The organism is Micromonospora sp. MH99, assembly GCF_021442385.1.
Taxonomy (GTDB): domain Bacteria; phylum Actinomycetota; class Actinomycetes; order Mycobacteriales; family Micromonosporaceae; genus Micromonospora.
This window is the reverse complement of sequence record NZ_MUZA01000033.1, coordinates 25,568-45,142: the sequence shown is the minus strand read 5'-3', so window position 1 is coordinate 45,142 and position 19,575 is coordinate 25,568. Positions and strand designations below refer to the sequence as shown.

Annotated in this window: 19 protein-coding genes; 11 read left to right on the top strand and 8 right to left on the bottom strand. The window is 72.3% G+C overall.

All coding sequences use genetic code 11. The features are described 5' to 3' along the window. Positions 1 to 117: 117 nt before the first annotated feature. The 4 genes from B0E54_RS18370 (at position 118) to B0E54_RS18355 (ending at position 4,582) form a co-directional block, all read left to right on the top strand. Positions 118 to 411 (top strand): DUF6412 domain-containing protein, encoded by a 294-nt coding sequence (locus B0E54_RS18370; RefSeq protein WP_234585971.1) that lies wholly within the window; start codon positions 118 to 120, stop codon positions 409 to 411. A 97-nt stretch (positions 412 to 508) separates the two neighbouring features. Beyond that, on the top strand, positions 509 to 1,252 hold the full coding sequence (locus B0E54_RS18365; RefSeq protein ID WP_234585969.1) for a membrane protein insertase YidC: 744 nt from the start codon (positions 509 to 511) through the stop codon (positions 1,250 to 1,252). A 195-nt stretch (positions 1,253 to 1,447) separates the two neighbouring features. Next, entirely contained in the window at positions 1,448 to 2,863 is a 1,416-nt protein-coding gene (locus B0E54_RS18360; RefSeq protein WP_234585967.1) for a chitinase, read from the top strand. Between the two features lie 153 nt (positions 2,864 to 3,016). Continuing rightward, the gene (locus tag B0E54_RS18355) at positions 3,017 to 4,582 is read left to right on the top strand and encodes a cellulose binding domain-containing protein (protein WP_234585964.1); all 1,566 of its coding nucleotides are present in this window, start codon (positions 3,017 to 3,019) and stop codon (positions 4,580 to 4,582) included. Positions 4,583 to 4,594: 12 nt separating this feature from the next. On the opposite strand, the gene B0E54_RS18350 is transcribed toward B0E54_RS18355, so the two are convergent. Then, complete coding sequence (locus tag B0E54_RS18350) at positions 4,595 to 5,266, bottom strand: DedA family protein (RefSeq protein WP_234585960.1); 672 nt, start codon at positions 5,264 to 5,266, stop codon at positions 4,595 to 4,597. A 95-nt stretch (positions 5,267 to 5,361) separates the two neighbouring features. Continuing rightward, entirely contained in the window at positions 5,362 to 5,976 is a 615-nt protein-coding gene (locus tag B0E54_RS18345; protein ID WP_234585957.1) for a DUF1349 domain-containing protein, read from the bottom strand. Positions 5,977 to 6,054: 78 nt separating this feature from the next. Here B0E54_RS18345 and B0E54_RS18340 point away from each other — a divergent pair, with 78 nt between their 5' ends. Both B0E54_RS18340 and fabG read left to right on the top strand, forming a co-directional pair. Continuing rightward, on the top strand, positions 6,055 to 7,707 hold the full coding sequence (locus B0E54_RS18340; RefSeq protein ID WP_234585954.1) for an alpha-amylase family protein: 1,653 nt from the start codon (positions 6,055 to 6,057) through the stop codon (positions 7,705 to 7,707). Positions 7,708 to 7,750: 43 nt separating this feature from the next. Next, a complete protein-coding gene (gene fabG / locus B0E54_RS18335; protein ID WP_234585952.1) occupies positions 7,751 to 8,509 on the top strand; it encodes a 3-oxoacyl-ACP reductase FabG in 759 nt (252 codons plus the stop codon). Positions 8,510 to 8,538: 29 nt separating this feature from the next. Here the strand turns inward: fabG and B0E54_RS18330 are convergent, their stop codons facing one another. Next, entirely contained in the window at positions 8,539 to 8,955 is a 417-nt protein-coding gene (locus tag B0E54_RS18330; RefSeq protein ID WP_234585950.1) for a hypothetical protein, read from the bottom strand. Then, the gene (locus tag B0E54_RS18325) at positions 8,948 to 9,340 is read right to left on the bottom strand and encodes a hypothetical protein (RefSeq protein WP_234585948.1); all 393 of its coding nucleotides are present in this window, start codon (positions 9,338 to 9,340) and stop codon (positions 8,948 to 8,950) included. The genes B0E54_RS18330 and B0E54_RS18325 overlap by 8 nt, the downstream gene beginning before the upstream one ends. Before the next feature lie 476 nt (positions 9,341 to 9,816). Between B0E54_RS18325 and B0E54_RS18320 the strand changes: the two genes are divergently transcribed. Beyond that, positions 9,817 to 10,719, top strand: a complete 903-nt coding sequence (locus B0E54_RS18320) for a Gfo/Idh/MocA family protein (RefSeq protein WP_234585936.1) — start codon at positions 9,817 to 9,819, stop codon at positions 10,717 to 10,719. A 481-nt stretch (positions 10,720 to 11,200) separates the two neighbouring features. Then, positions 11,201 to 11,998 carry an ErmE/ErmH/ErmO/ErmR family 23S rRNA (adenine(2058)-N(6))-methyltransferase gene (erm, locus tag B0E54_RS18315; RefSeq protein WP_234585934.1) on the top strand — a complete coding sequence of 266 codons (798 nt, stop codon included), beginning with the start codon at positions 11,201 to 11,203 and terminating at the stop codon, positions 11,996 to 11,998. Positions 11,999 to 12,006: 8 nt separating this feature from the next. Here the strand turns inward: erm and B0E54_RS18310 are convergent, their stop codons facing one another. After that, positions 12,007 to 12,198 carry a DUF2795 domain-containing protein gene (locus B0E54_RS18310; RefSeq protein ID WP_234585931.1) on the bottom strand — a complete coding sequence of 64 codons (192 nt, stop codon included), beginning with the start codon at positions 12,196 to 12,198 and terminating at the stop codon, positions 12,007 to 12,009. A gap of 100 nt (positions 12,199 to 12,298) precedes the next feature. Here B0E54_RS18310 and B0E54_RS18305 point away from each other — a divergent pair, with 100 nt between their 5' ends. Beyond that, entirely contained in the window at positions 12,299 to 13,555 is a 1,257-nt protein-coding gene (locus B0E54_RS18305) for an erythromycin esterase family protein (RefSeq protein ID WP_234585927.1), read from the top strand. 117 nt (positions 13,556 to 13,672) lie between these two features. On the opposite strand, the gene B0E54_RS18300 is transcribed toward B0E54_RS18305, so the two are convergent. The 3 genes from B0E54_RS18300 to B0E54_RS18290 form a co-directional block, all read right to left on the bottom strand. After that, on the bottom strand, positions 13,673 to 15,895 hold the full coding sequence (locus tag B0E54_RS18300; protein ID WP_234585925.1) for an MMPL family transporter: 2,223 nt from the start codon (positions 15,893 to 15,895) through the stop codon (positions 13,673 to 13,675). Positions 15,896 to 15,930: 35 nt separating this feature from the next. Continuing rightward, positions 15,931 to 16,482 carry a TetR/AcrR family transcriptional regulator gene (locus tag B0E54_RS18295; protein WP_234585923.1) on the bottom strand — a complete coding sequence of 184 codons (552 nt, stop codon included), beginning with the start codon at positions 16,480 to 16,482 and terminating at the stop codon, positions 15,931 to 15,933. A 100-nt stretch (positions 16,483 to 16,582) separates the two neighbouring features. Continuing rightward, entirely contained in the window at positions 16,583 to 17,017 is a 435-nt protein-coding gene (locus B0E54_RS18290) for a helix-turn-helix domain-containing protein (RefSeq protein WP_234585920.1), read from the bottom strand. Between the two features lie 75 nt (positions 17,018 to 17,092). Between B0E54_RS18290 and B0E54_RS18285 the strand changes: the two genes are divergently transcribed. Continuing rightward, positions 17,093 to 18,610, top strand: coding sequence for an MFS transporter (locus tag B0E54_RS18285; protein ID WP_234585918.1), 1,518 nt, complete (start codon positions 17,093 to 17,095; stop codon positions 18,608 to 18,610). Continuing rightward, complete coding sequence (locus B0E54_RS18280; protein WP_234585916.1) at positions 18,607 to 19,566, top strand: DNA polymerase domain-containing protein; 960 nt, start codon at positions 18,607 to 18,609, stop codon at positions 19,564 to 19,566. The genes B0E54_RS18285 and B0E54_RS18280 overlap by 4 nt, the downstream gene beginning before the upstream one ends. Positions 19,567 to 19,575: the final 9 nt, after the last annotated feature.

Sequence of the window (19,575 nt, the reverse complement as noted above, 5' to 3'; positions counted from 1 at the left end):
TGACGGCGCGCTGCCCGCGCGTGTCGCCCACAACTGGCGCGTGACACCGGGCGGATCGACCGGTGGAGGGCTCGCGATTCGGCCGGGCGGCGTGACAGCGGGTCCTATGCTGAGCCCGTGCCGGTGCCGCTGGGTTTCCTCTGGGTCGCGTGGATGTCCGCGTTCGCCCAGCTCACCATGCTGGCCGACCGCCCGGCCGACCTGCTGGCCGGGGCCGCCCTGACCGCCCTGGTCCTGTTCGCCGCGCTGCTCGCCGCGCACGTGCCCGCCCCGGCGGGGGCAACTGGCGTCGCACGACGCTGGGCCGGGCTACGCGCCCGCGCCCGAGGTCGCCGCGTTCCCCGCCAGATCGACCCGGACGCCGCCGGCCGACCTCGCCCCCGCGCACCTGGGCTCCCCTCGGCCGCGTAGCGCCCACCGCCGCGCGGCCGATCCCGCAGTCACCGGTCCTTCGTGCCGGCGGCCACCGCCGGGAAGGACCCTCCGGAATCGGACCGAGGGGTTTCCCATGCTCGCCTTCGCACCACTGCACGACGTCGTCGGCGCCGCCGGCACCGCGTTGTCCTGGCTCACCGATCTGCTCGAACCGTTGGCCGGCGGCACCGCGACAGTCGCCGCCATCGTGCTGCTCACCATCGCCGTCCGGTTGCTCATCGCACCGCTGACCGTCGCGCAGGTCCGGGGGGAGCGGCGCCGCGCGGCGCTCGCCCCCCAGGTGCGCGATCTCCAGCAGCGGTACGCCGACGACCCGGCGACACTCCAGCGCGAGGTGTTCTCGCTGTACCGCTCGGCCGGCGCCAACCCGATCGCCGGCTGCCTGCCGTTGCTGATCCAGGCGCCGTTCCTGCTGGTGCTGTACCGGCTGTTCGCCACCGACGAGGGCGGCACGGGGCTGCTCGACGAACGGCTGGCCGGGGTGCCGCTGGGCCACCACGTGAGCGACGGGTTGGCCGGGGCGGCCGGTCCGCTCTTCGTCGTCCTGCTGGGCCTGCTGCTGGTGCTGGCGTGGTGGTCGTCGCGGCGGGCGCGCCGGGCGTCGGCGGCTGTCGGCACGGTGGCGGGTACGCCCACCGAGGGGCCGGGCGCCGCCACGCTCGGCCGGCTGCTGCCCCTGCTGCCGTTCACGACAGTGCTGGTGGCGCTGGTGCTGCCGCTCGCGGCGGTGATCTACCTGGTGACGACCACCGCCTGGTCGGCGCTGGAACAGGCGGTGCTGCGCCGGCCCCAGGCGGTTCCGGCAACCACTCAGTAGCTGGCAGAGCTGTCGTCAACGTCAAGTGGTTCACCTTCCGCCGCTGAGGCGGGCCTCCGCGGGTCTCCCGCCGCGTCTCCGCGCGGCGGGAGGCTCACTCATTCGCGTCGGCCTCTGGACAGAAACAGTTAACTGTCTTAATAATTAGCGCCAACGTTGACGTACGTGGATGCCCAGTCGGGCGCGGAGGGCCGCATGAAGCCTGCCAGATCCCTTGTCCTGTCCCTGGTCACCGCGTTGGCCGCGACGCTCGGCCCGGCCTGGGTCGCGCTGCCCGCCTTCGCCGCCGAAGCGACCGCCAGCTTCGTCAAGACCGCCGACTGGGGCTCCGGTTGGGAGGGCAGGTACACGATCACCAACGGCGGCGGATCGACGATCAACGGCTGGAGCCTCGTCTTCGACCTGCCCTCCGGCACCACCCTGGGCAGCTACTGGGACGCGACGCTCAGCGCCGCCGGTCAGCGGCAGACCTTCACCAACCGGTCCTGGAACGGCACCGTCGCCCCGGGCGCCTCGGTCTCCTTCGGCTTCCTGGCCAGCGGCTCCGGCTCCCCGACCGGCTGCCAGCTCAACGGCGTGCCGTGCGGCGGAGGCACCCCACCCACCACGCCTCCGCCGACCACGCCGCCCCCGACCACGCCGCCCCCGACCACGCCGCCCCCGACCACGCCGCCCCCGACCACGCCGCCCCCGACGGACCCGCCCACCGGCGGGCTGCCGAAGCACCTGCTCACCGGCTACTGGCACAACTTCGACAACCCCGCAGTCGAACTGCGACTGCGCGACGTCCCCACCGCGTACGACCTCGTCGCCGTCGCCTTCGCCGAGGCCACCACGACGCCGGGCGCGCTCACCTTCGGTATCGATCCAGGGCTCTCCGCCGCGCTGGGCGGCTACACCGACGCGGACTTCACCGCCGACGTGCGTACCCTGCACAGCCGTGGCCAACGGGTCATCCTCTCCGTCGGCGGCGAGGCCGGCCGGGTCACGGTCAACGACGCCGCCTCGGCCACCGTCTTCGCGGACACGGCCGCCGCGCTGATCGCCCGCTACGGCTTCGACGGCATCGACATCGACCTGGAGAACGGGCTCAACCCGACGTACATGGCGCAGGCGCTGCGCGCGTTGCGGGCCAAGGTCGGCCCGGACCTGATCATCGCGATGGCGCCGCAGACCATCGACATGCAGAATCCGGCCGGCGGCTACTTCAAGCTGGCGCTCGACATCAGGGACATCCTCACCGTCGTCAACACCCAGTTCTACAACTCCGGGGCGATGCTCGGCTGCGACCAGAACGCCGCGTACGGCCAGGGGACTGTGAACTTCTTAGTCGCGCTTGCCTGCATCCAACTGGAGGCCGGGTTGCGCCCCGACCAGGTAGGCCTCGGCCTGCCCGCCGGACCGGGCGCCGCCGGTGGCGGCATCGTCGCGCCAAGCGTGGTCAACGCCGCGCTTGACTGCCTGGCCCGGGGCACCAACTGCGGCAGTTTCCGGCCGCCGCGCACCTACCCCGGTATCCGGGGCGCGATGACCTGGTCGGTGAACTGGGACGTCAGCAACGGCAACGGTTTCGCCAGCACGGTGGCCCCGCACCTGGACACCCTGCCCTGAGCGGGCGCCGACGCCCGTACCGGCGTCGGCGCACCACCTGCGCGGCCGGCAGACCACTCGGCCGCGCAGGGCAACGGCACCACCGCCCGCACGACCGAGTCCCGCTCGACGACGGGCGACATCCCCCCACCACACCGGTCCCTGGAGGCCACCGTGAAACTCCGATCCCCCCGCGCGGCGACGTTCGCCGTCGCGCTGGCCGCCGCACTGGTGGCGGCCACCGTCGTGGCACCCCCGGCCGCGTCGGCCGCCACCGCAGCCTTCGCCCGCACCAGCACCTGGAGCAGCGGGTACGAGGCGAAGTTCACGGTCACCAACAACACGTCCACGGCGATCACCTCCTGGGACGTGCAGTTCGACCTACCCGCCGGCAGCACCGTCGGGTCCGCCTGGGATGCCCAGGTGAGCAGCTCCGGTCAGCACGTGACAGCCCGCAACCTGTCCTGGAACGGTGCCCTGTCGGCAGGTGCGAGCACCTCGTTCGGCTTCATCGTGGCAGGCACCGGTGACCCCACCAACTGCACGGTCAACGGCGCGTCCTGCTCCGGCGGTCCCACCACGCCACCGGGCGCCCCCGGCACGCCCGGCGGCCTGCGGGTCACCGGCACGACCGCCTCGGCGGTATCGCTTGCCTGGAACGCGGTGGGTGGCACGGTGACCGGCTACCGGGTGTACGAGGGCTCGACGGTGCGCGCCACGGTCACCGGCACCTCGACGACCGTCTCGGGCCTGGCCGCCTGCTCGGCGCACAGCTACACGGTGGCCGCGTACAACTCGGCGGGGGAGTCGGCGCGCTCGGCGGCTGTCGCCGCGAACACCACAGGCTGCACCGGTGGCGGCGGTTCGATGGCCGTCGCGCCCTACCTCTACCCGGGCTGGGGTGACCCGCCCGCCCCGGCGACCGTCATGTCGGCGACGGGCGTGAAGTGGTTCACCATCGCGTTCGTGCTCTCCGGTGGCGGCTGCACCCCGGCCTGGGACGGTGGGGGCCCGCTCACCGGCGGCGCGCACGCCAGCACCATCGCGGCCATCCGGGCGGCCGGTGGCGACGTGATCCCGTCCATCGGCGGCTGGAGCGGCAACAAGCTCGGCCCGAACTGCTCCTCGGCCAGCGCCCTGGCCGGCGCGTACCAGCAGGTGATCAACGCGTTCGGGCTCAAGGCGATCGACATCGACATCGAGAACAGCGACGAGTTCGAGAACGAGGTCGTACAGGACCGAATCCTCGGCGCGCTGAAGATCGTCAAGCAGAACAACCCTGGCCTGAAGACGATCGTCACGTTCGGCACGTCGACCACCGGCCCGTCGTACTACGGCACCCGGCTGATCAACCAGGCCGCCGCGCTGGGCGCCAACATCGACACCTTCACCATCATGCCGTTCGACTTCGGTGGCGGCGCCAACATGTACCAGAGCACTGTCAACGCCGCCGAAGGGCTGAAGAACACGCTGAAGACCGCCTTCGGCTGGTCCGACGCGACGGCCTACGCCCACATGGGCATCTCCGGGATGAACGGGCTCTCCGACCAGCAGGAGCTGACCTCGCCAGCCACCTGGACCCAGATCCGGGACTGGGCGAAGGCGCGCGGGCTGAGCCGGTTCACGTTCTGGTCGGTCAACCGGGACCGGCCGTGCCCGGGCGGGGGAGTCGTCTCCAACTGCTCCGGCATCGCCCAGAACACGTGGGAGTTCACGTCGATCAGCGCGCAGTTCAACTGAGCGGGACGCGGATCAGCGACCGGCGGTCACCGACCGCCGGTCGTCGCGCTCGCGCCGACGGCGGACCTTGCGGATCACCCAACTGACCACCATCACGACGAAGACCACGCCGATGGCGTAGTTGAACCAGTCGCTGTAGCGCGCGACGTCCTGCCAGCGGCTGCCCAGCGCGTAACCAGCGCCCACGATGAGGGCGTTCCACACGCCGCTGCCGATCGTGGTGAGCAGGACGAACTCACCGAGCGGCATCCGGTTGGCCCCGGCCGGAACGGAGACCAGGCTGCGGACCACCGGCACGACCCGGCCGATCAGCACCGCCCACCGACCGTGCCGCTCGAACCAGCGGTCGGCCTTCTCCAGGTCGTCGCGGTCCACCAACGGGATGCGGTCCAGCCAGCGCTTGAGCCGCTCCTCGCCGAGCGCCGCGCCGAGCCAGTAGAGCACCAGCGCGCCGACGAGCGAGCCGACCGTCGCGGCCGCCACCACGAGGACGACGTTGAACTTGCCCTCGTGGGCCAGGAACCCGGCCAACGCCAGCACGATCTCACTGGGGATCGGCGGAATGATGCTCTCCAACGCGACAAGCAGCGCCACGCCGACCGGGCCCGTCGCGTCGATCACCGAGGCCACCCACCCGGTCAGGCCGGTGAACTCGGACGGGTCACCAGTCTGGGCGTACGCCATTGGTCGTCCTTCCGATCCGGCTACCGGGGATCGGAAGGTCTTACCCAGCGACCGGCGGCACACACCTGCGCGTGAGCCCTGCCACGCCGGCCGGGTCAGCCCTCCGGGTGCAGCGCGGTGTCGGCCGGGCCCTGCCGCCAGCCGGTGAACACCACGGTGAGACCGGCGCGCGTCGGCGCGCAGCAGAACGGGCCGGCCATGGCCTCGGCCGCCGGGTCCAGCGGAGCGAGGCGGACCAGTCGCCAGGCCGCATCGGCGACCCGGGCCCGTACGGTCAGCGCGTCGCCGGCCCGGCTGACCCGCACGGTCACCTCCTGGCCGGCCCAGCCGGGGACCGGGGACACCGACCAGTCGGAGAACTCCCTGGTCACCACCGCGCCGAGCTGGGACTCGCCGTCGCTGACCTCGACGCCCGCCTTGACCCACGTCCCCTCGTCGACGCGGACCAGCACGCCGGCCTGGTCGAACTGCGCCGAGAAGTCGAGGACGAAGCTCACCTCCATGGCGGCGCCGACCGGCAGCGGCGCCAGCAGGGCGGGCCCGTTGTCGTGGACGAAGCCGTAGCTGGTCCGCCGCCAGAAGTCCGTCTCCGCACCGGCCTCGACGACCAGCTCGCCGGCCGGGCCTTCCTCGGCGCGGACCGGCGGGTGCAGCCAGACGCCCCGGGCCCAGTCCAGCGGTTCGCTCGGCGGTACGAGGTCGATCTCCATAACCGGCACGGTAACCAACCCCGCCCGGCCCCGACGCCCGGGTTTGCCGCGGTGATCGACCGGAGATGTTCCTCCGGCATGGGTGACCGTTGGTATTCCGAAGCCGTCGTCTACTGCCTCGACATCGACACGTACGCCGACTCCGACGGTGACGGGGTCGGTGACATCCGTGGGCTGATCGGAAGGTTGGACTATCTGGCCCGGCTGGGCGTGACCTGCCTGTGGCTGCACCCGATCCACCCGTCACCCAACCGCGACGACGGTTACGACGTCACCGACTTCTACAACGTGGACCCGCGCTTCGGCACCCTCGGTGACTTCGCCGAGCTGCTGCACCAGGCGCAGAACCGGGGCATCCGCGTGATCATCGACCTGGTGGTCAACCACACGTCCGACGAGCACCCGTGGTTCCAGTCCGCCCGCTCGTCGCCGGACTCGCCGTACCGCGACTGGTTCGTCTGGTCCGACACCGAGCCGGACGACCGGAACCAGGGCATGGTCTTCCCCGGTGAGCAGAAGGAGACCTGGAGCTACGACCGGACGGCCAAGGCCTGGTTCTACCACCGGTTCTACAAGTTCCAGCCGGACCTCAACTTCGCCAACCCGCAGGTCCGGGCCGAGGTCAAGAAGATCATGTCGTTCTGGCTCCAGCTCGGGGTCTCCGGTTTCCGGATGGACGCCGTGCCATTCATCATCGAGCTGACCGAGCCGGGCAACCCGAACTCGCCGAAGGACTTCGAGTTCCTCACCGAGATGCGCCAGCACGTCCAGTGGCGGCGCGGCGACGCCGTCCTGCTGGCCGAGGCGAACGTCGAGCCGGACCAACTGCCGACGTTCTTCGGCGACACCAGTGGCTCGGGCAACCGCATCCACATGCTCTTCGACTTCATGCTCAACGGCCGGCTCATGCTCGCCCTGGCAAGGCAGGACCCGGAGTCGCTGATCGAGGCGTTGCGCGACACCCCGAAGCTGCCCGTCGGTGGGCAGTGGGCGACCTTCCTGCGCAACCACGACGAGATCGACCTGTCCCGGTTGACCACCGAACAACGCAACCAGGTGTACGAGCAGTTCGGCCCGGACGAGAACATGCGCATCTACGACCGGGGCATCCGTCGCCGGCTCGCCCCGATGCTCGGCAACGACCGGCGGCGCATCGAGCTGGCGTACGCCCTGCAGTTCTCGATGCGCGGCACGCCGGTGCTGCGCTACGGCGAGGAGATCGGGATGGGCGAGGACCTGTCGCTGCCCGGTCGGGAGGCCATCCGTACCCCGATGCAGTGGTCGTACCAGCCGAACGCCGGCTTCTCCACCGCCGACCCGGAGAAGCTGATCCGCCCGGTGCTCGACAAGGGTGAGTTCGGCTACCAGAACGTCAACGTCACTGCCCAGCGCAACGACCCGAAGTCGCTGCTGGCCTGGTTCGAGCGCATGATCCGGACCCTGCGGGAGGCCCCCGAGATCGGCTCCGGCTCGACCACCCACATCGACGTGGCGATGCCGGCCGGGGTGCTGGCGCACCGGGCGGACGGGCCGACCGGGACGATGGTCTTCGTGCACAACCTGGGCACCGATGACGTCGAGGTGGACCTGAGCAGCCTCGAACCGGAGGCCGACCTGCCGATCGACGTGCTCGCCGACCGTGGCTACGGCGAGCTGGGCAAGCTCGGCGCGGTGAAGGTCTCCGGGTACGGATACCGGTGGATTCGCCTATGCCGGGGTCGGGGGTTCTGACGTTAAGCTCCTCCGATCGACCCCACGTTACCGGGAGGTAATCATGTCGGAGGAGCCCCGCGTCGCCATCGTCACCGGAGCCGCGCGCGGTATCGGCGCGGCCACCGCCCGGCGGTTGGCCGCCGACGGGATGGCCGTCGCCGTGGTCGACATCGAGGAGGCCGCCACCAAGGAGACGGTGGACGCCATCGTCGGCGCGGGCGGCCGTGCGCTCGGCGTGGGCGCCGACGTGTCCGACCGGGAGCAGGTCGAGGCGGCCGTCGAGCGGGTCGCCGCCGAGCTGGGCGCCCCCACGGTGCTGGTCAACAACGCGGGTGTGCTCCGCGACAACCTGCTGTTCAAGATGACCAACGCCGACTGGGACACGGTCATGGGTGTGCACCTGCGCGGCGCGTTCCTGTTCAGCCAGGCCGCGCAGAAGCACATGGTGGACCGTAAGTGGGGGCGGATCGTCAACCTGTCCAGCACGTCCGCCCTGGGCAACCGGGGGCAGGCGAACTACGCCGCGGCCAAGGCGGGCCTCCAGGGCTTCACCAAGACGCTCGCCATCGAGCTGGGGCCGTTCGGGGTGACGGTCAACGCGGTCGCGCCGGGCTTCATCGTCACCGACATGACCGCCGCCACCGCCGCCCGGATGAAGGTCGACTTCGACGACCTCCAGAAGCACGCCGCCGCCGAGATCCCGGTCCGTCGCCCGGGTCGCCCGGAGGACGTCGCGCACACCATCTCGTTCCTGGCCAGTGAGGGGGCGGGCTTCGTCTCCGGGCAGGTCATCTACGTCGCCGGCGGCCCACGGGCCTGACGCGCGCCCTCGTCACGCGGCCCGGCCGGTCAGGCCGGGTCGCGGCGGGTGCGCCAGAGCCAGAACAGGCCGAGCACCGGCAGCACCAGCGGGATGTAGCCGTACCCGCTGCCGAACTGCGACCACACCGTCTCGTCGGGGAACAGGTCCTTGTCGACAACGCTGAGGATGCCGACAGCGACGACCCCGACCAACTCCACCGAGCAGCAGGCCAGCGCCACCCGTCGGCCGGTGTGCCCGGCACGGGCCAGACCCACCGCCGCCACGATGTAGATGAGCGCGGCCAGGGCGGAGAGCAGGTACGCCACCGGCGCCTCGTCGAACTTGGTGGCGATCTGCAGACCTGCCCGGCTGGTCGCGGCGATGGCGAAGAGCAGGTAGACCGCGATCAGCAGCCGGCCCGGACCGGCGTTCGTGGCGCGTCGGGCCGGTCGTGTCTCAACCACCGAGGACCTCCCAGGTCTGCTGCAACCGGACCACCACTACCGGTGCGACCAGGCAGACCGCGCAGACGATCGCCGACCCCCAGCGGGTCGGCTCCATCCGGGCCAGCACCCACGCCAGCGGCGGCAGGCAGACGAGCGTGGCCAGGTAGCCGTAGAACGCGCCGGGCTCGCCCGGTCGGTCCCCGCCACCGACCGCGACCAGGGCCAGCACCCCCAGCGCGAGCAGCGCCACCTCCAGTACGGCCAGACCGGCGAACTGCACCCGGTCCGGTGGCCGGTGGCGTACCGCCGCGACCAGCGCCCACACGGCGACGAGCAGCGAGAGCACGATCGACGCCGTCGCGAGGAGCCCGTCCACCGGCGAGTCGGCTGCCGCGCTCGTCATCGGCCCCACCTGGTCGTTGCCTCGGTCACCGGCACAGCCTACTAAGCGTCGTAGTACCCGGGTCACGCTGCCTGGCCGCCGCGTTGGCGGCGGGTCGTCGAGGGGTGTGCGGCCGCTGTCGAGCTGCCCCATGAGTGGGGCACCGCGACCCGCCCGGCCCGCCGCCCCGCTCGCCGGCCGCTCGCCCGCCCCGCCCACCTCGCTCGCTCGCCCACCCGGTCCGCCCGGCCCAAGATCGTGCTCGATCCAGGAAGTAGTGGCTTCGGGCGCGAACGAGGCCACTGGATCCTGGATCGAGCGCGATCAAGGGGGCGTCCCGCCGGGCGACGGCACCCGGTCGGTCGGTTCGTTGGTCGTGGGTACGGGGGCATTGGGCTGCTGTGGTTGGCGACCCGCCACCGGTGAGCCGGGTGGGGCGACTAGCGTGGATCACGTCCGTGGCGTCGTCACGGTGCGGGGAGACAGCGGAGGTACACGTGCTGCGGTTCGGTTTGTTCGGCACCGGTCACTGGGCGATCGAGACGCACGGTAAGGCGCTGCACGCACACCCGGACGCGGAACTGGTAGGCGTGTGGGGCCGTAACCCGGAGCGGGCGTCCGCGCTGGCCGAGCGGTACGGAGTTCCCGCCTACGCCGAGGTCGACGCGCTGATCGAACAGTGTGAGGCGATCGCTGTCGCGCTGCCGCCGGACGTTCAGGCCGATATCGCGGTCCGGGCCGCCACCGCCGGCCGTCACCTGCTGCTGGACAAGCCGCTGGCGCTCTCCGTCGAGGACGCCGACCGGGTGGTCGCCGCCGCCGAGGCGTCCGGGGTCGCCTCGGTCGTGTTCTTCACCCAGCGGTTCCAGCCGAACGTCACTGCGTTCCTCGCCGCGACCGCCGCCGCCGGCGGCTGGCAGCACGGCCGCACCACAGCCTTCGCGTCGATCTTCCAGGAGGGCAGCCCGTACGGCGGCTCCCTGTGGCGTCGCGAGCACGGCGCACTCTGGGACATCGCCCCGCACGCGCTCTCGATCCTCCTGCCGGTGCTGGGCCGGGTGACGCAGGTGGCGGCGATGGACGGGCCGAGCGGGATGGTGCACCTGCTGCTCACCCACGACGGCGGTGCCACCAGCAGCGCCTCGCTGTCCCTGGACGCTCCGACCGAGGCGATGGCCCGGGAGTTCGTGTTCTACGGCGAGAACGGGATCGAGACCGTCCCGGTCGGCGAGAACGACGCCGACACGGCGTTCGGTGTCGCGATCGACCAGCTCGTCGAGCAGGTGCGGACCGGCACCCGCGACCACCGCTGCGACGTCCGCTTCGGCCGCGAGGTAGTCGCGATCCTCGCCGCCGCCGAAACCGCCCGCACCGAATCCCGCACAATCCCCCTCCCGTAACCCACCCCACCCCACCCGCCGGGCCCCACCCCCTGCCCGCCCCGGTTGATCATGAAGTTATTGCCACCCCGCCCGGCGTGTCATGGCAATAACTTCATGATCACCGCGCCAAGCCGGTGGGAAATGGGTGGGGTGGGTGGGGTGGGGTCGGTAGGGTGGGGGGCATGATCACGCATGCCCTGATCGAGGGGGTCGGTACGCCGGCCGCCTGGGGTGCCCTGCTGGTGTCCCGTCCGCGCGTCCGGCGTCCGGCCCTGACGGGCTGGGACGTGACCTGCCGCTGATCGGTCCACTTCGCGGTGCGCCGGGGCTGTCGCCCCGCCGCCGCTGATCCTTCGCCACGGCACGAGGCTGTCGCCTCGTCTTCGCGTACCCGCGCATCGTCCAGGGCCGTCCGAGTCCCGATCCACTCGGACAGGTCCGGCAATTCCTGCTGCCTGTCCAGCCCGTCGCCGAGCGGCGACAGACAGGACGACGACCCGTGGCGCCTCGCCCGATCCGATCAACCGAACGCGACAGGTCCCGTCGCGTACTCAGCCAGAACTTTCTCGTCGACCGCGCGGCCGTCCAGCGGGTGGTCCGCGCCGCCGACCCCGATCCGGCCGGGCTCCTGCTGGAGGTCGGCGCGGGCCGGGGACAGCTCACCCGACCCCTCGCCGCCCGGTGTGGGCGGCTGACGGCGTACGAGGTGGACCCCGCCGTCCGCAACGCGCTGGCCGCCGTCTGCGGGCAGCTGTCCAACGTGGAGCACCGGCAGGCCGACTTCTTGGCCGCCGAGCCGCCACCGGAGCCGTTCGCGGTGGTCGGCAACATCCCCTGGTCGCTGACCTCCGCCGTGGTGCGGTGGTGCCTCGCCGCGCCCCGGTTGCGGTCCGCGACACTGCTCACCCAACTGGAGTACGCCCGCCGCCGCAGCGGCGACTACGGCCGGTGGACGCGGCTGACCGTCTCGACCTGGCCGGAGTTCGGGTGGCGGCTGGCGGGGCGGGTACCACGTACCGCGTTCCGGCCGGTGCCGGCGGTGGACGCCGGGATCCTGCGCATCGAACGGCGGCCGGAGCCGCTGCTGCCGGCGGCGGCTCTGCCGGCGTACCGAAGGCTCGTGGGGTGGGGTTTCGAGGGCGTCGGCGGCTCGCTCGCCGCGACCCTGCGCCGGCACCACCCGCCGGCGCGGGTCGCGGCCGCCCTGCGCGCGACCCGGATCGCGTCGGACACCCCCGTGGGGTACGTCTGGCCGGAGCAGTGGCTGGTGCTGTTCCGGCTGCTGCACGCGCGGTGACCCGGCGGTCAGGCGAGGGTGGTCAACGCCTCGCTCAGCTCGGCCGGCGACTCGAACTGTTCGGCCGGCAACGCCTGCAACATCTGCAACATGGCCGTGCTGGCCCCGTTCTCCTGCCCCCAACGGACGAGGTCCTCGCGGGAGACCGGGTAGTCGAGCCCGGCCAGGTACTCCTGCAACTGCACGCCGGTGACGGTCATGCCGTTCGGCTACCCGCTCGCCGCTCCCGTACACGCTCACGGCGTGTCGGTGGGCGACGCGCCGACGGTTTGTCGGCGCGACCGCCGGGTAGCCGCTGCCATGCTGGTTCAGCGGCTCGGCGCGCCGAGCGACTTCGACCCGTTGCTGGAGCGCGTCCGGGACGCCCGGGTGGTGATGATCGGCGAGTCCACCCACGGCAGCTACGACTACTACCGGCTGCGCGAGCAGCTCACCCGTCGGCTGATCGCGGAGTGCGGCTTCTCGTTCGTGGCAGTGGAGGGCGACTGGCCGGACTGCGACCGGGTGCACCGCTCGGTCACCGCCGCGCCGGGCGGGGCCCTCGATCCACAGACGGCGCTGGAGCGCTTCGAACGGTGGCCGACCTGGATGTGGGCGAACGCCGAGGTGGCCCGGTTCTGTCGCTGGCTGCGGGCGTGGAACCTGGAGCGGCCCCAGGACGGGCGGGCGGGCTTCCACGGGCTCGACGTGTACAGCCTCTGGGAGTCGATGCAGGCGATCTTCGACTACCTGGGGGAGGAGGACCCGACCTCGCTGGAGGCGGCGCAGGACGCGTACCGGTGCTTCGAGCCGTACGGCAAGCGGGTCGAGGAGTACGGCGCGGCCAGCCGCTTCGTCTCGGCCCGCTGCGAGGAGGAGGTCGTGCGGCTGCTGGCGCGTACCCGGGAACAGGCCATGTCGGACGGCCCGGACCGCTTCTCGGCCTGGCAGAACGCGGAGGTGGTGGCCGGCGCGGAGCGTTACTACCGGGCGATGGTGGCCGGCGGGCCGGACTCGTGGAACATCCGCGACACCCACATGCAGGACACCCTGGACCGGCTGCTGCAACGCTACGGCCCGGACGCCCGCGGGATCGTCTGGGCGCACAACACGCACGTGGGGGATGCGCGGGCCACCGACATGGCCGCGGACGGCATGGTCAACATCGGTCAGTTGGCCCGCGAGCGGCACGGCGACGACGCGGTGGCGTTGGTCGGGTTCGGCACCTACCGGGGCACGGTGATCGCCGCTCCCCGGTGGGGCTCGCCGTCGGAGGCGATGGTGGTGCCGCCGGCGCGGGAGGGTTCGGTGGAGCGGCGGTTGCACGAGCTGATGCCGGAGCGGGCGGTGCTCGTCTTCGGCGGCGACGACCAGCCGGGCTGGGTCACCGAACCGGCTGATCACCGGGCGATCGGGGTGGTCTACGACCCGTCCTTCGAGTCGTGGGGCAACTACGTGCCGACCCGGCTGGGCGACCGCTACGACGCCTTCATCTGGTGCGACGAGACGACGGCCCTGCATCCGCTGGCGGTCCCCGCCGTCCCCGGCGAAATGGAGACATACCCAGCCGGCGTGTAAACCCCGGCCAGGCCGCGCCCGGCCGGGTCGATCATGGAGTTGCGGTGCCGGACGAAGGCTCCCAAACGGGGTCCAACGGGCACCGCAACTCCATGATCGACCGCGAGGTGGGTCAGGTCAGACCCGGGTCGGGGTTGCCTCGGTCAGGTGTTCGCGCAGGCCTTCGCCCTCGATGTCCACGTTGGGCAGGGCCCGGTTGAGCCAGCGGGGCAGCCACCAGGCGCGGTCACCGAGCAGGGACATCACGGCCGGGACGATGGTCATCCGGACCACGAAGGCGTCGATCGCCACGCCGATGGCCAGCGCGAAGCCCATCGACTTGATCACCGGGTCGTCGAGGAAGACGAAGCCCCCGAACACCGAGATCATGATCAACGCGGCGGCGGTGACCACCCGGGCGCCGTGCCCCATGCCGCTGATCGTGGCCTGGCGGGCGGTCTCGCCGTGCACGAAGTCCTCGCGCATCCGGGAAACCAGGAACACCTCGTAGTCCATCGCGAGCCCGAACAGGATGCCGATGAGCAGGATCGGCAGGAAGCTGATCAGCGGGCCGGGCGTGTCCAGGCCCACGAGGTCGGCGAGGTGCCCCTGCTGGAACACCGCCACCGTGATGCCGAACGTGGCGGCGACGGTGAGCAGGAATCCCAGCGCGGCCTTGACCGGCACCAGCAGCGAGCGGAACACCAGCATCAGCAGCAGGACCGAGAGCCCCACCACCAGCAGCAGGTAGACGGGCAGCGCGTCGGAGAGCTTCTCGGACACGTCGATGCCGATCGCGGTGACGCCGGTGAGCAGCACGTCCGCGTCGCGGATCCCGCCCACCGAGTCCCGGATGTCGTGCACCAGCGTCTCGGTGGCCTCGTCGGTCGGGCCGGTCTTCGGCACGACGCCGAGCAGTGCCGTCCGGCCGTCCGGGCTGAGCTGGGCGGGCGCCACCGCGAGGACGTTCTCGGTGCGCTGGAGCAGCGCGGTGACCTGCGGCACGGCGGCCGAGGTGGCCTGCGGCGAGTCACCTGCGACGACGACCGCCAGTCGGCCGGTGAAGCCCGCGCCGAAGCCCTCGGTGATCAGGTCGTTCGACACCCGGGCCGGCGAGCCGACGGCCGCCGTCGACGCGTCCGGAAGCGCCAGCCGCATGTCCGGCGTGGGCAGCGCGAGCAGCCCCAGGCCGAGCAGGCCGACCAGGATGACGGGTACGCGGAACCGCGTGACGAACCGCGCCCAGCGGAAGCCGAACCGGGACTGGTCCTCGGTGGCGGCGTTCGCCTCGGCGGTCGGTGCGTCGGCCGATTCGTTGCCGGTGGCAGCGGTCTCGTCGGCCCCGGCGGTGCGCAGCCGGCGGGGGAGGACCCGACGTCCGGCGAAGCCGAGCAGCGCCGGCGCGAGGGTGATGGCGACGAGCACGGCCACGGTGACGGTGCCGGCGGCGGCGAGACCCATCACGGTGAGGAACGGGATGTCCACCACGGCCAGGCCGGCGAGCGCGATGACCACTGTGGCGCCCGCGAAGACGACTGCGGAGCCGGCGGTGCCCACGGCCCGGCCGACGGCCTCGTCCGGGGGCAGGCCGTCGAGCAGGTTCTGCCGGTGCCGGGAAGTGATGAACAGCGAGTAGTCGATGCCGACGGCGAGGCCGAGCATCAGCGCCAGGATCGGCGCCGTGCTGGTCAACTCGACGACGCCACTCAGCGCGAACAGTCCGGCCATGCCGGCGCCCACGCCGATCAGCGCGTTGAGCATGGTCATCCCGGCGGCCACCAACGAGCCGAAGGTGATGATCAGGACGATCGCGGCGACCACGACGCCGAGCGCCTCGGTCGAGCCGATCTCCGGCTCGCCGCCCAGCACCTCGCCGCCCGGGGCGACCTGCCAACCCTGTGCCTTCGCCGCCGCGCCGACCTCTTCGTACGCGGCCTTCTGGTCGTCGGTCACCTCGTCCGCGCCGGTGGCGAACTGGACCTGGACCAGCGCGTACCGGCCGTCGGGCGAGACCGCGCCGACCTGGAGCGGGTTGACCGCACCGACCACGCCGGGCAGCGTCCCGGCCTGCTGGACCAGCTCCTGCACCACCGCCTGACCCTGTGGCGTGCCGAGTTGGCCGTCTCCGGGCGCCTTGACCGCGATGGTGCCGGTCGCGCCGCTGGCCGCGGGGAACTGCTCGGCGAGCAGGTCGAGCGCGCGCTGGCTCTCGGTGCCGGGCATGGTGAAGTTGCTCGCCGTCGGGCCGCGCAGGGTCGCCGCGGCCAGGCCGGCGCCGACGAGTACGACGAGCCAGAGCGCGACGACGAGTCGTCGCCGGCGCAACGCGCCCCGGCCGAGCCGGTAGAGCAGGGTGGCCATCAGGAGTCCTTGTCCTCGGGTCGTGGGTGGGTGGGTCAGGGTGCGTCGACGGGTTCGACGGCCCGCCGCACGAGGGCGAGCAGGGCGGCGCGCAGTTCGTCGTCGGGGATGTCGGCGAACTCGGCGCACGCCTCGGAGATGCCGGCCAGCAGCACCAGCGCGGCGATCCGGGCGCCCGGTCGGTCGGAGTGCCCGGCCAACGCGTCGCGCAGCCGGTCGGAGATCTCCTGGATGTGCGCGAACGCCGGCTGGCACAGCAGCTCGGGGAACTCGCCGCGCAGCACCGCGATCTCCCGCCGGAACCGGACGGCGAGGTCGACGAAGCCCGCCGCGGCGAGTTCCTGGGCGGCCGTGCCGGTCCGGCCGGCGAGCTGGTCGTCGAGGTCGCGCAGCACGCCGATCGCGGGTGCCATCAGCTCGGCGAGCAGGGCTTCCTTGTTGGCGAAGTGGTAGAGCACGGTGGCCTTGGAGCAGCCGACCTCGCGGGCGATGTCCTGCAACGAGGTGCCCCGGTAGCCGGTCACCGCGAACCGTCGCGCCGCCGCGGCGAGGATCTCGCCGTGCGTCTCGGACACCGCTCTGGCCATCACCGGTCCACCTCCGTGAACCAGCATGCCTGACCGATCGGTCAGACCCTGACCGATCGGTCAGAAAGTAGTGGTGGCGTTCCCCACACCGGGGTCTGGTTTAGCCGGCGTGCTCGGCGTCGTACCTGGTCCGCGCCTCGGCGATGGCACGGCGGTGCCGTTCGGCCCAACTGGTCAGCGCCACCAGCGACTCGTACAGCTCCAGCGCCATCGGCGTGGCCGTGTACTCCACCTTCGGCGGGACGGTCGGGTAGACCGTGCGGTGCAGCAGGCCGTCGCGCTCCAGGTTGCGCAGGGTCAGGGTGAGCATCCGGCGGCTGATGCCCTCGATGTGCCGCTCCAGCTCGGTGAAGCGCACCGGACCGTTCGACGCGGCCACCAGGATGCCGATGCTCCACTTGCCGCCGACCCGGTCCAGCACCTCGCGGACGGTGCACGCCCGGGCCTGCCCGGGGGTGAACGGCACGTTCCCGGCGGCGCAGGTGAACTCCGCCTCGACCTGCGCGGACACATTGCTGTTCCTCTGGGACATCACAGTGCCTCCTTCCGCTCCGGCTCATGGTCACAGACGATGACGTCGGTAACAAACCGTGCACCAAGGAGGCGTGCGATGAACCGTACCGACCCGGCCCGCTGGCCGGCCCTGCTCGTGCTCTGCGCCGGCAGCCTGATGATCATCCTGGACGGCAGTGTCGTGTCGGTGGCCCTGCCGTCGGTGCAACGCGACCTGGGCTTCACCGCCGCCGGACTGGCCTGGGTGGTCAACGCCTACCTGGTGGCGTTCGGCGGGCTGCTGCTGCTCGCCGGCCGCCTGGGCGACCTGCTCGGCCGACGTCGGGTCTTCCTGGCCGGCGTCGTGCTGTTCACCCTCGCCTCGCTGGCCTGCGCGACGGCCACCGGACCGGCCCTGCTCGTCGCCGCGCGGTTCGGCCAGGGCGTCGGCGGCGCGCTCGCCATGGCGGTCAGCCTCGGCATGATCGTCCGGCTCTATCCCGAGTCGGTCGAGCGGGCCCGCGCCATCGCCGTCTTCAGCTTCACCGGGGCGGCCGGCGCCACGATCGGCACGGTCGCCGGCGGGGTGCTCACCGAGCTGGCCGGCTGGCGTTCGATCTTCCTGGTGAACCTGCCGATCGGGGCCGCGATCCTGCTCGCCGCCGTCCGCCAACTCCCCGCCGAACGGGGCATCGGCCTGCGGGCCGGCCTCGACCTGCCCGGCGCCCTGCTCGCCACCGCCGGCCTGATGGCCGCCGTGCTGGGCATCGTGGGGACCGGTGAGCACGGCTGGACCAGCCCGCGGACCCTCGGGGCGGCGGCGCTCGCGGCGCTGCTGCTCGGCGGTTTCGCCGTACGCCAACAGGTGGCGGCGACCCCGCTGCTGCCGGCACGGGTGCTGCGCGTGCCGGGCCTGGTGGCGGCCAACGCGGTGCAGTTCCTCGTGGTCGCCGCGTTCTTCGGCTTCCAGTTCCTGCTCGCCGTCGAGCTGCAACTCGTGCTCGGACTGGACGCGGCGGCCACCGGCTGGGCGTTCCTGCCCACCCCGGTGGTGATCGCCGTGGTGTCGCTCGGCCTGGCCGGTCGGCTGATCGGCAGGTGGGGGGCCCGCAACGTGCTGCTGGCCGGGTTGAGCCTCGCGACAGTCGGCTTCCTGCTGCTCGCCCGGTTGCCCGCCGACGGTCGCTACCTCCCCGACGTACTCCCGGCTCTGGTGCTCTTCGGGATGGCCGGCGGCCTGACCCTGCCGTCGGTCACCACACTGGCCATGGTCGGCGCGACCGACGCCGACGCCGGGCTGGCGTCCGGGTTGGCCAACACCACCCAGCAGGTCGGCGGGGCGGTCGGCCTGGCCGCACTGGCGACCCTGGCCGCGGCCCGCAGCGACGGCCTGCGGGCCGCCGGTCGGGCCGAGGTTGTGGCGCTGGCCGGCGGCTACCGGGTCGCGTACGCCGTGGCCGCCGGTCTGGTGCTCGCCGCGTTGCTGGTGGCGCTGGGCACGCTGCCCCGCCACCCGGCCGGCCGGCGGCCCGACGTTGACGCGCCGGTCGACGGCGGCGGGCAGCGGAATCGTTCGGTGTCGAAGCGCCGCGTCCGGTTGACCGACGACGCCGAGGCGGCCAGGGTGATCGGGTGAGTGAGGCTGACGAGACCCGCGACGGCGTGGCCCTGACCAACCTGGACCAGCCGCTGTCCGACCGTGACGGCGCGACCAAACGTGACCTGGTCGACTACCTCGACGCGGTGCGCGAGCCGCTCATCGGGCAGCTGCGGGACCGGCCGCTGTCGGTGATCCGGGTCCGCCCCGGCCAGCCGCCGTTCATGCAGAAGAACCTGCCCCGCTACACCCCGGAGTGGGTCCGCCGGGTGCCGGTCTGGGCCGAGGCGTCGCACCGGGAGATCTCGTACGCCCTCTGCGACGACCGGCGCACCCTGCTCTGGTTCGCCAACCAGCGGGCCGTCGAGTACCACCCGACGCTGGCCACGGCGGCCGACCTGCACCGACCGACGCACCTGGTGCTCGACCTGGACCCGCCCGAGGGCGACGGGTTCCGCGCTGCCGTCGGCGCCGCCCTGCTGGTCCGCCAGGCGCTCGCCGACGCCGGCCTCGCCGGGGCCGTCAAGACCAGCGGCGCCAAGGGCGTGCACGTCTTCGTCCCGGTGACGGGTGAGCCCACAGCCGAGGAGCTGGCCGCCGCCACCCGGGCGCTCGCCGTCCGCGCGGAGCGACTCGACCCGGCGCTGGCCACGACGGCGTATATCAAGGAAGACCGGGGCGGGAAGGTCTTCGTGGACGCCACCCGCGCCGGCGGGGCAACGGTCGTGGCCGCGTACAGCCCGCGACTGCGGCCCGGGCTGCCGGTCTCCTTCCCGGTCGACTGGTCCGACCTGACCGAGGTGACCCCTGCGGACTTCACCATCGCGACGGTGCCGTCGCTGCTCGACGGGACCGACCCGTGGGCCGCGCTGATGCCGGCGCCGCAGGCGCTCCCCGCCGACCTGGTCGCCCAGGGTCGGACCATCCCGGTGGCCCGGGTGCAGGCCATGCACGAGGGCAAGCGCCGGGCCCGCGCCCGCCGCGAAACCAGCTGACGGTACGCG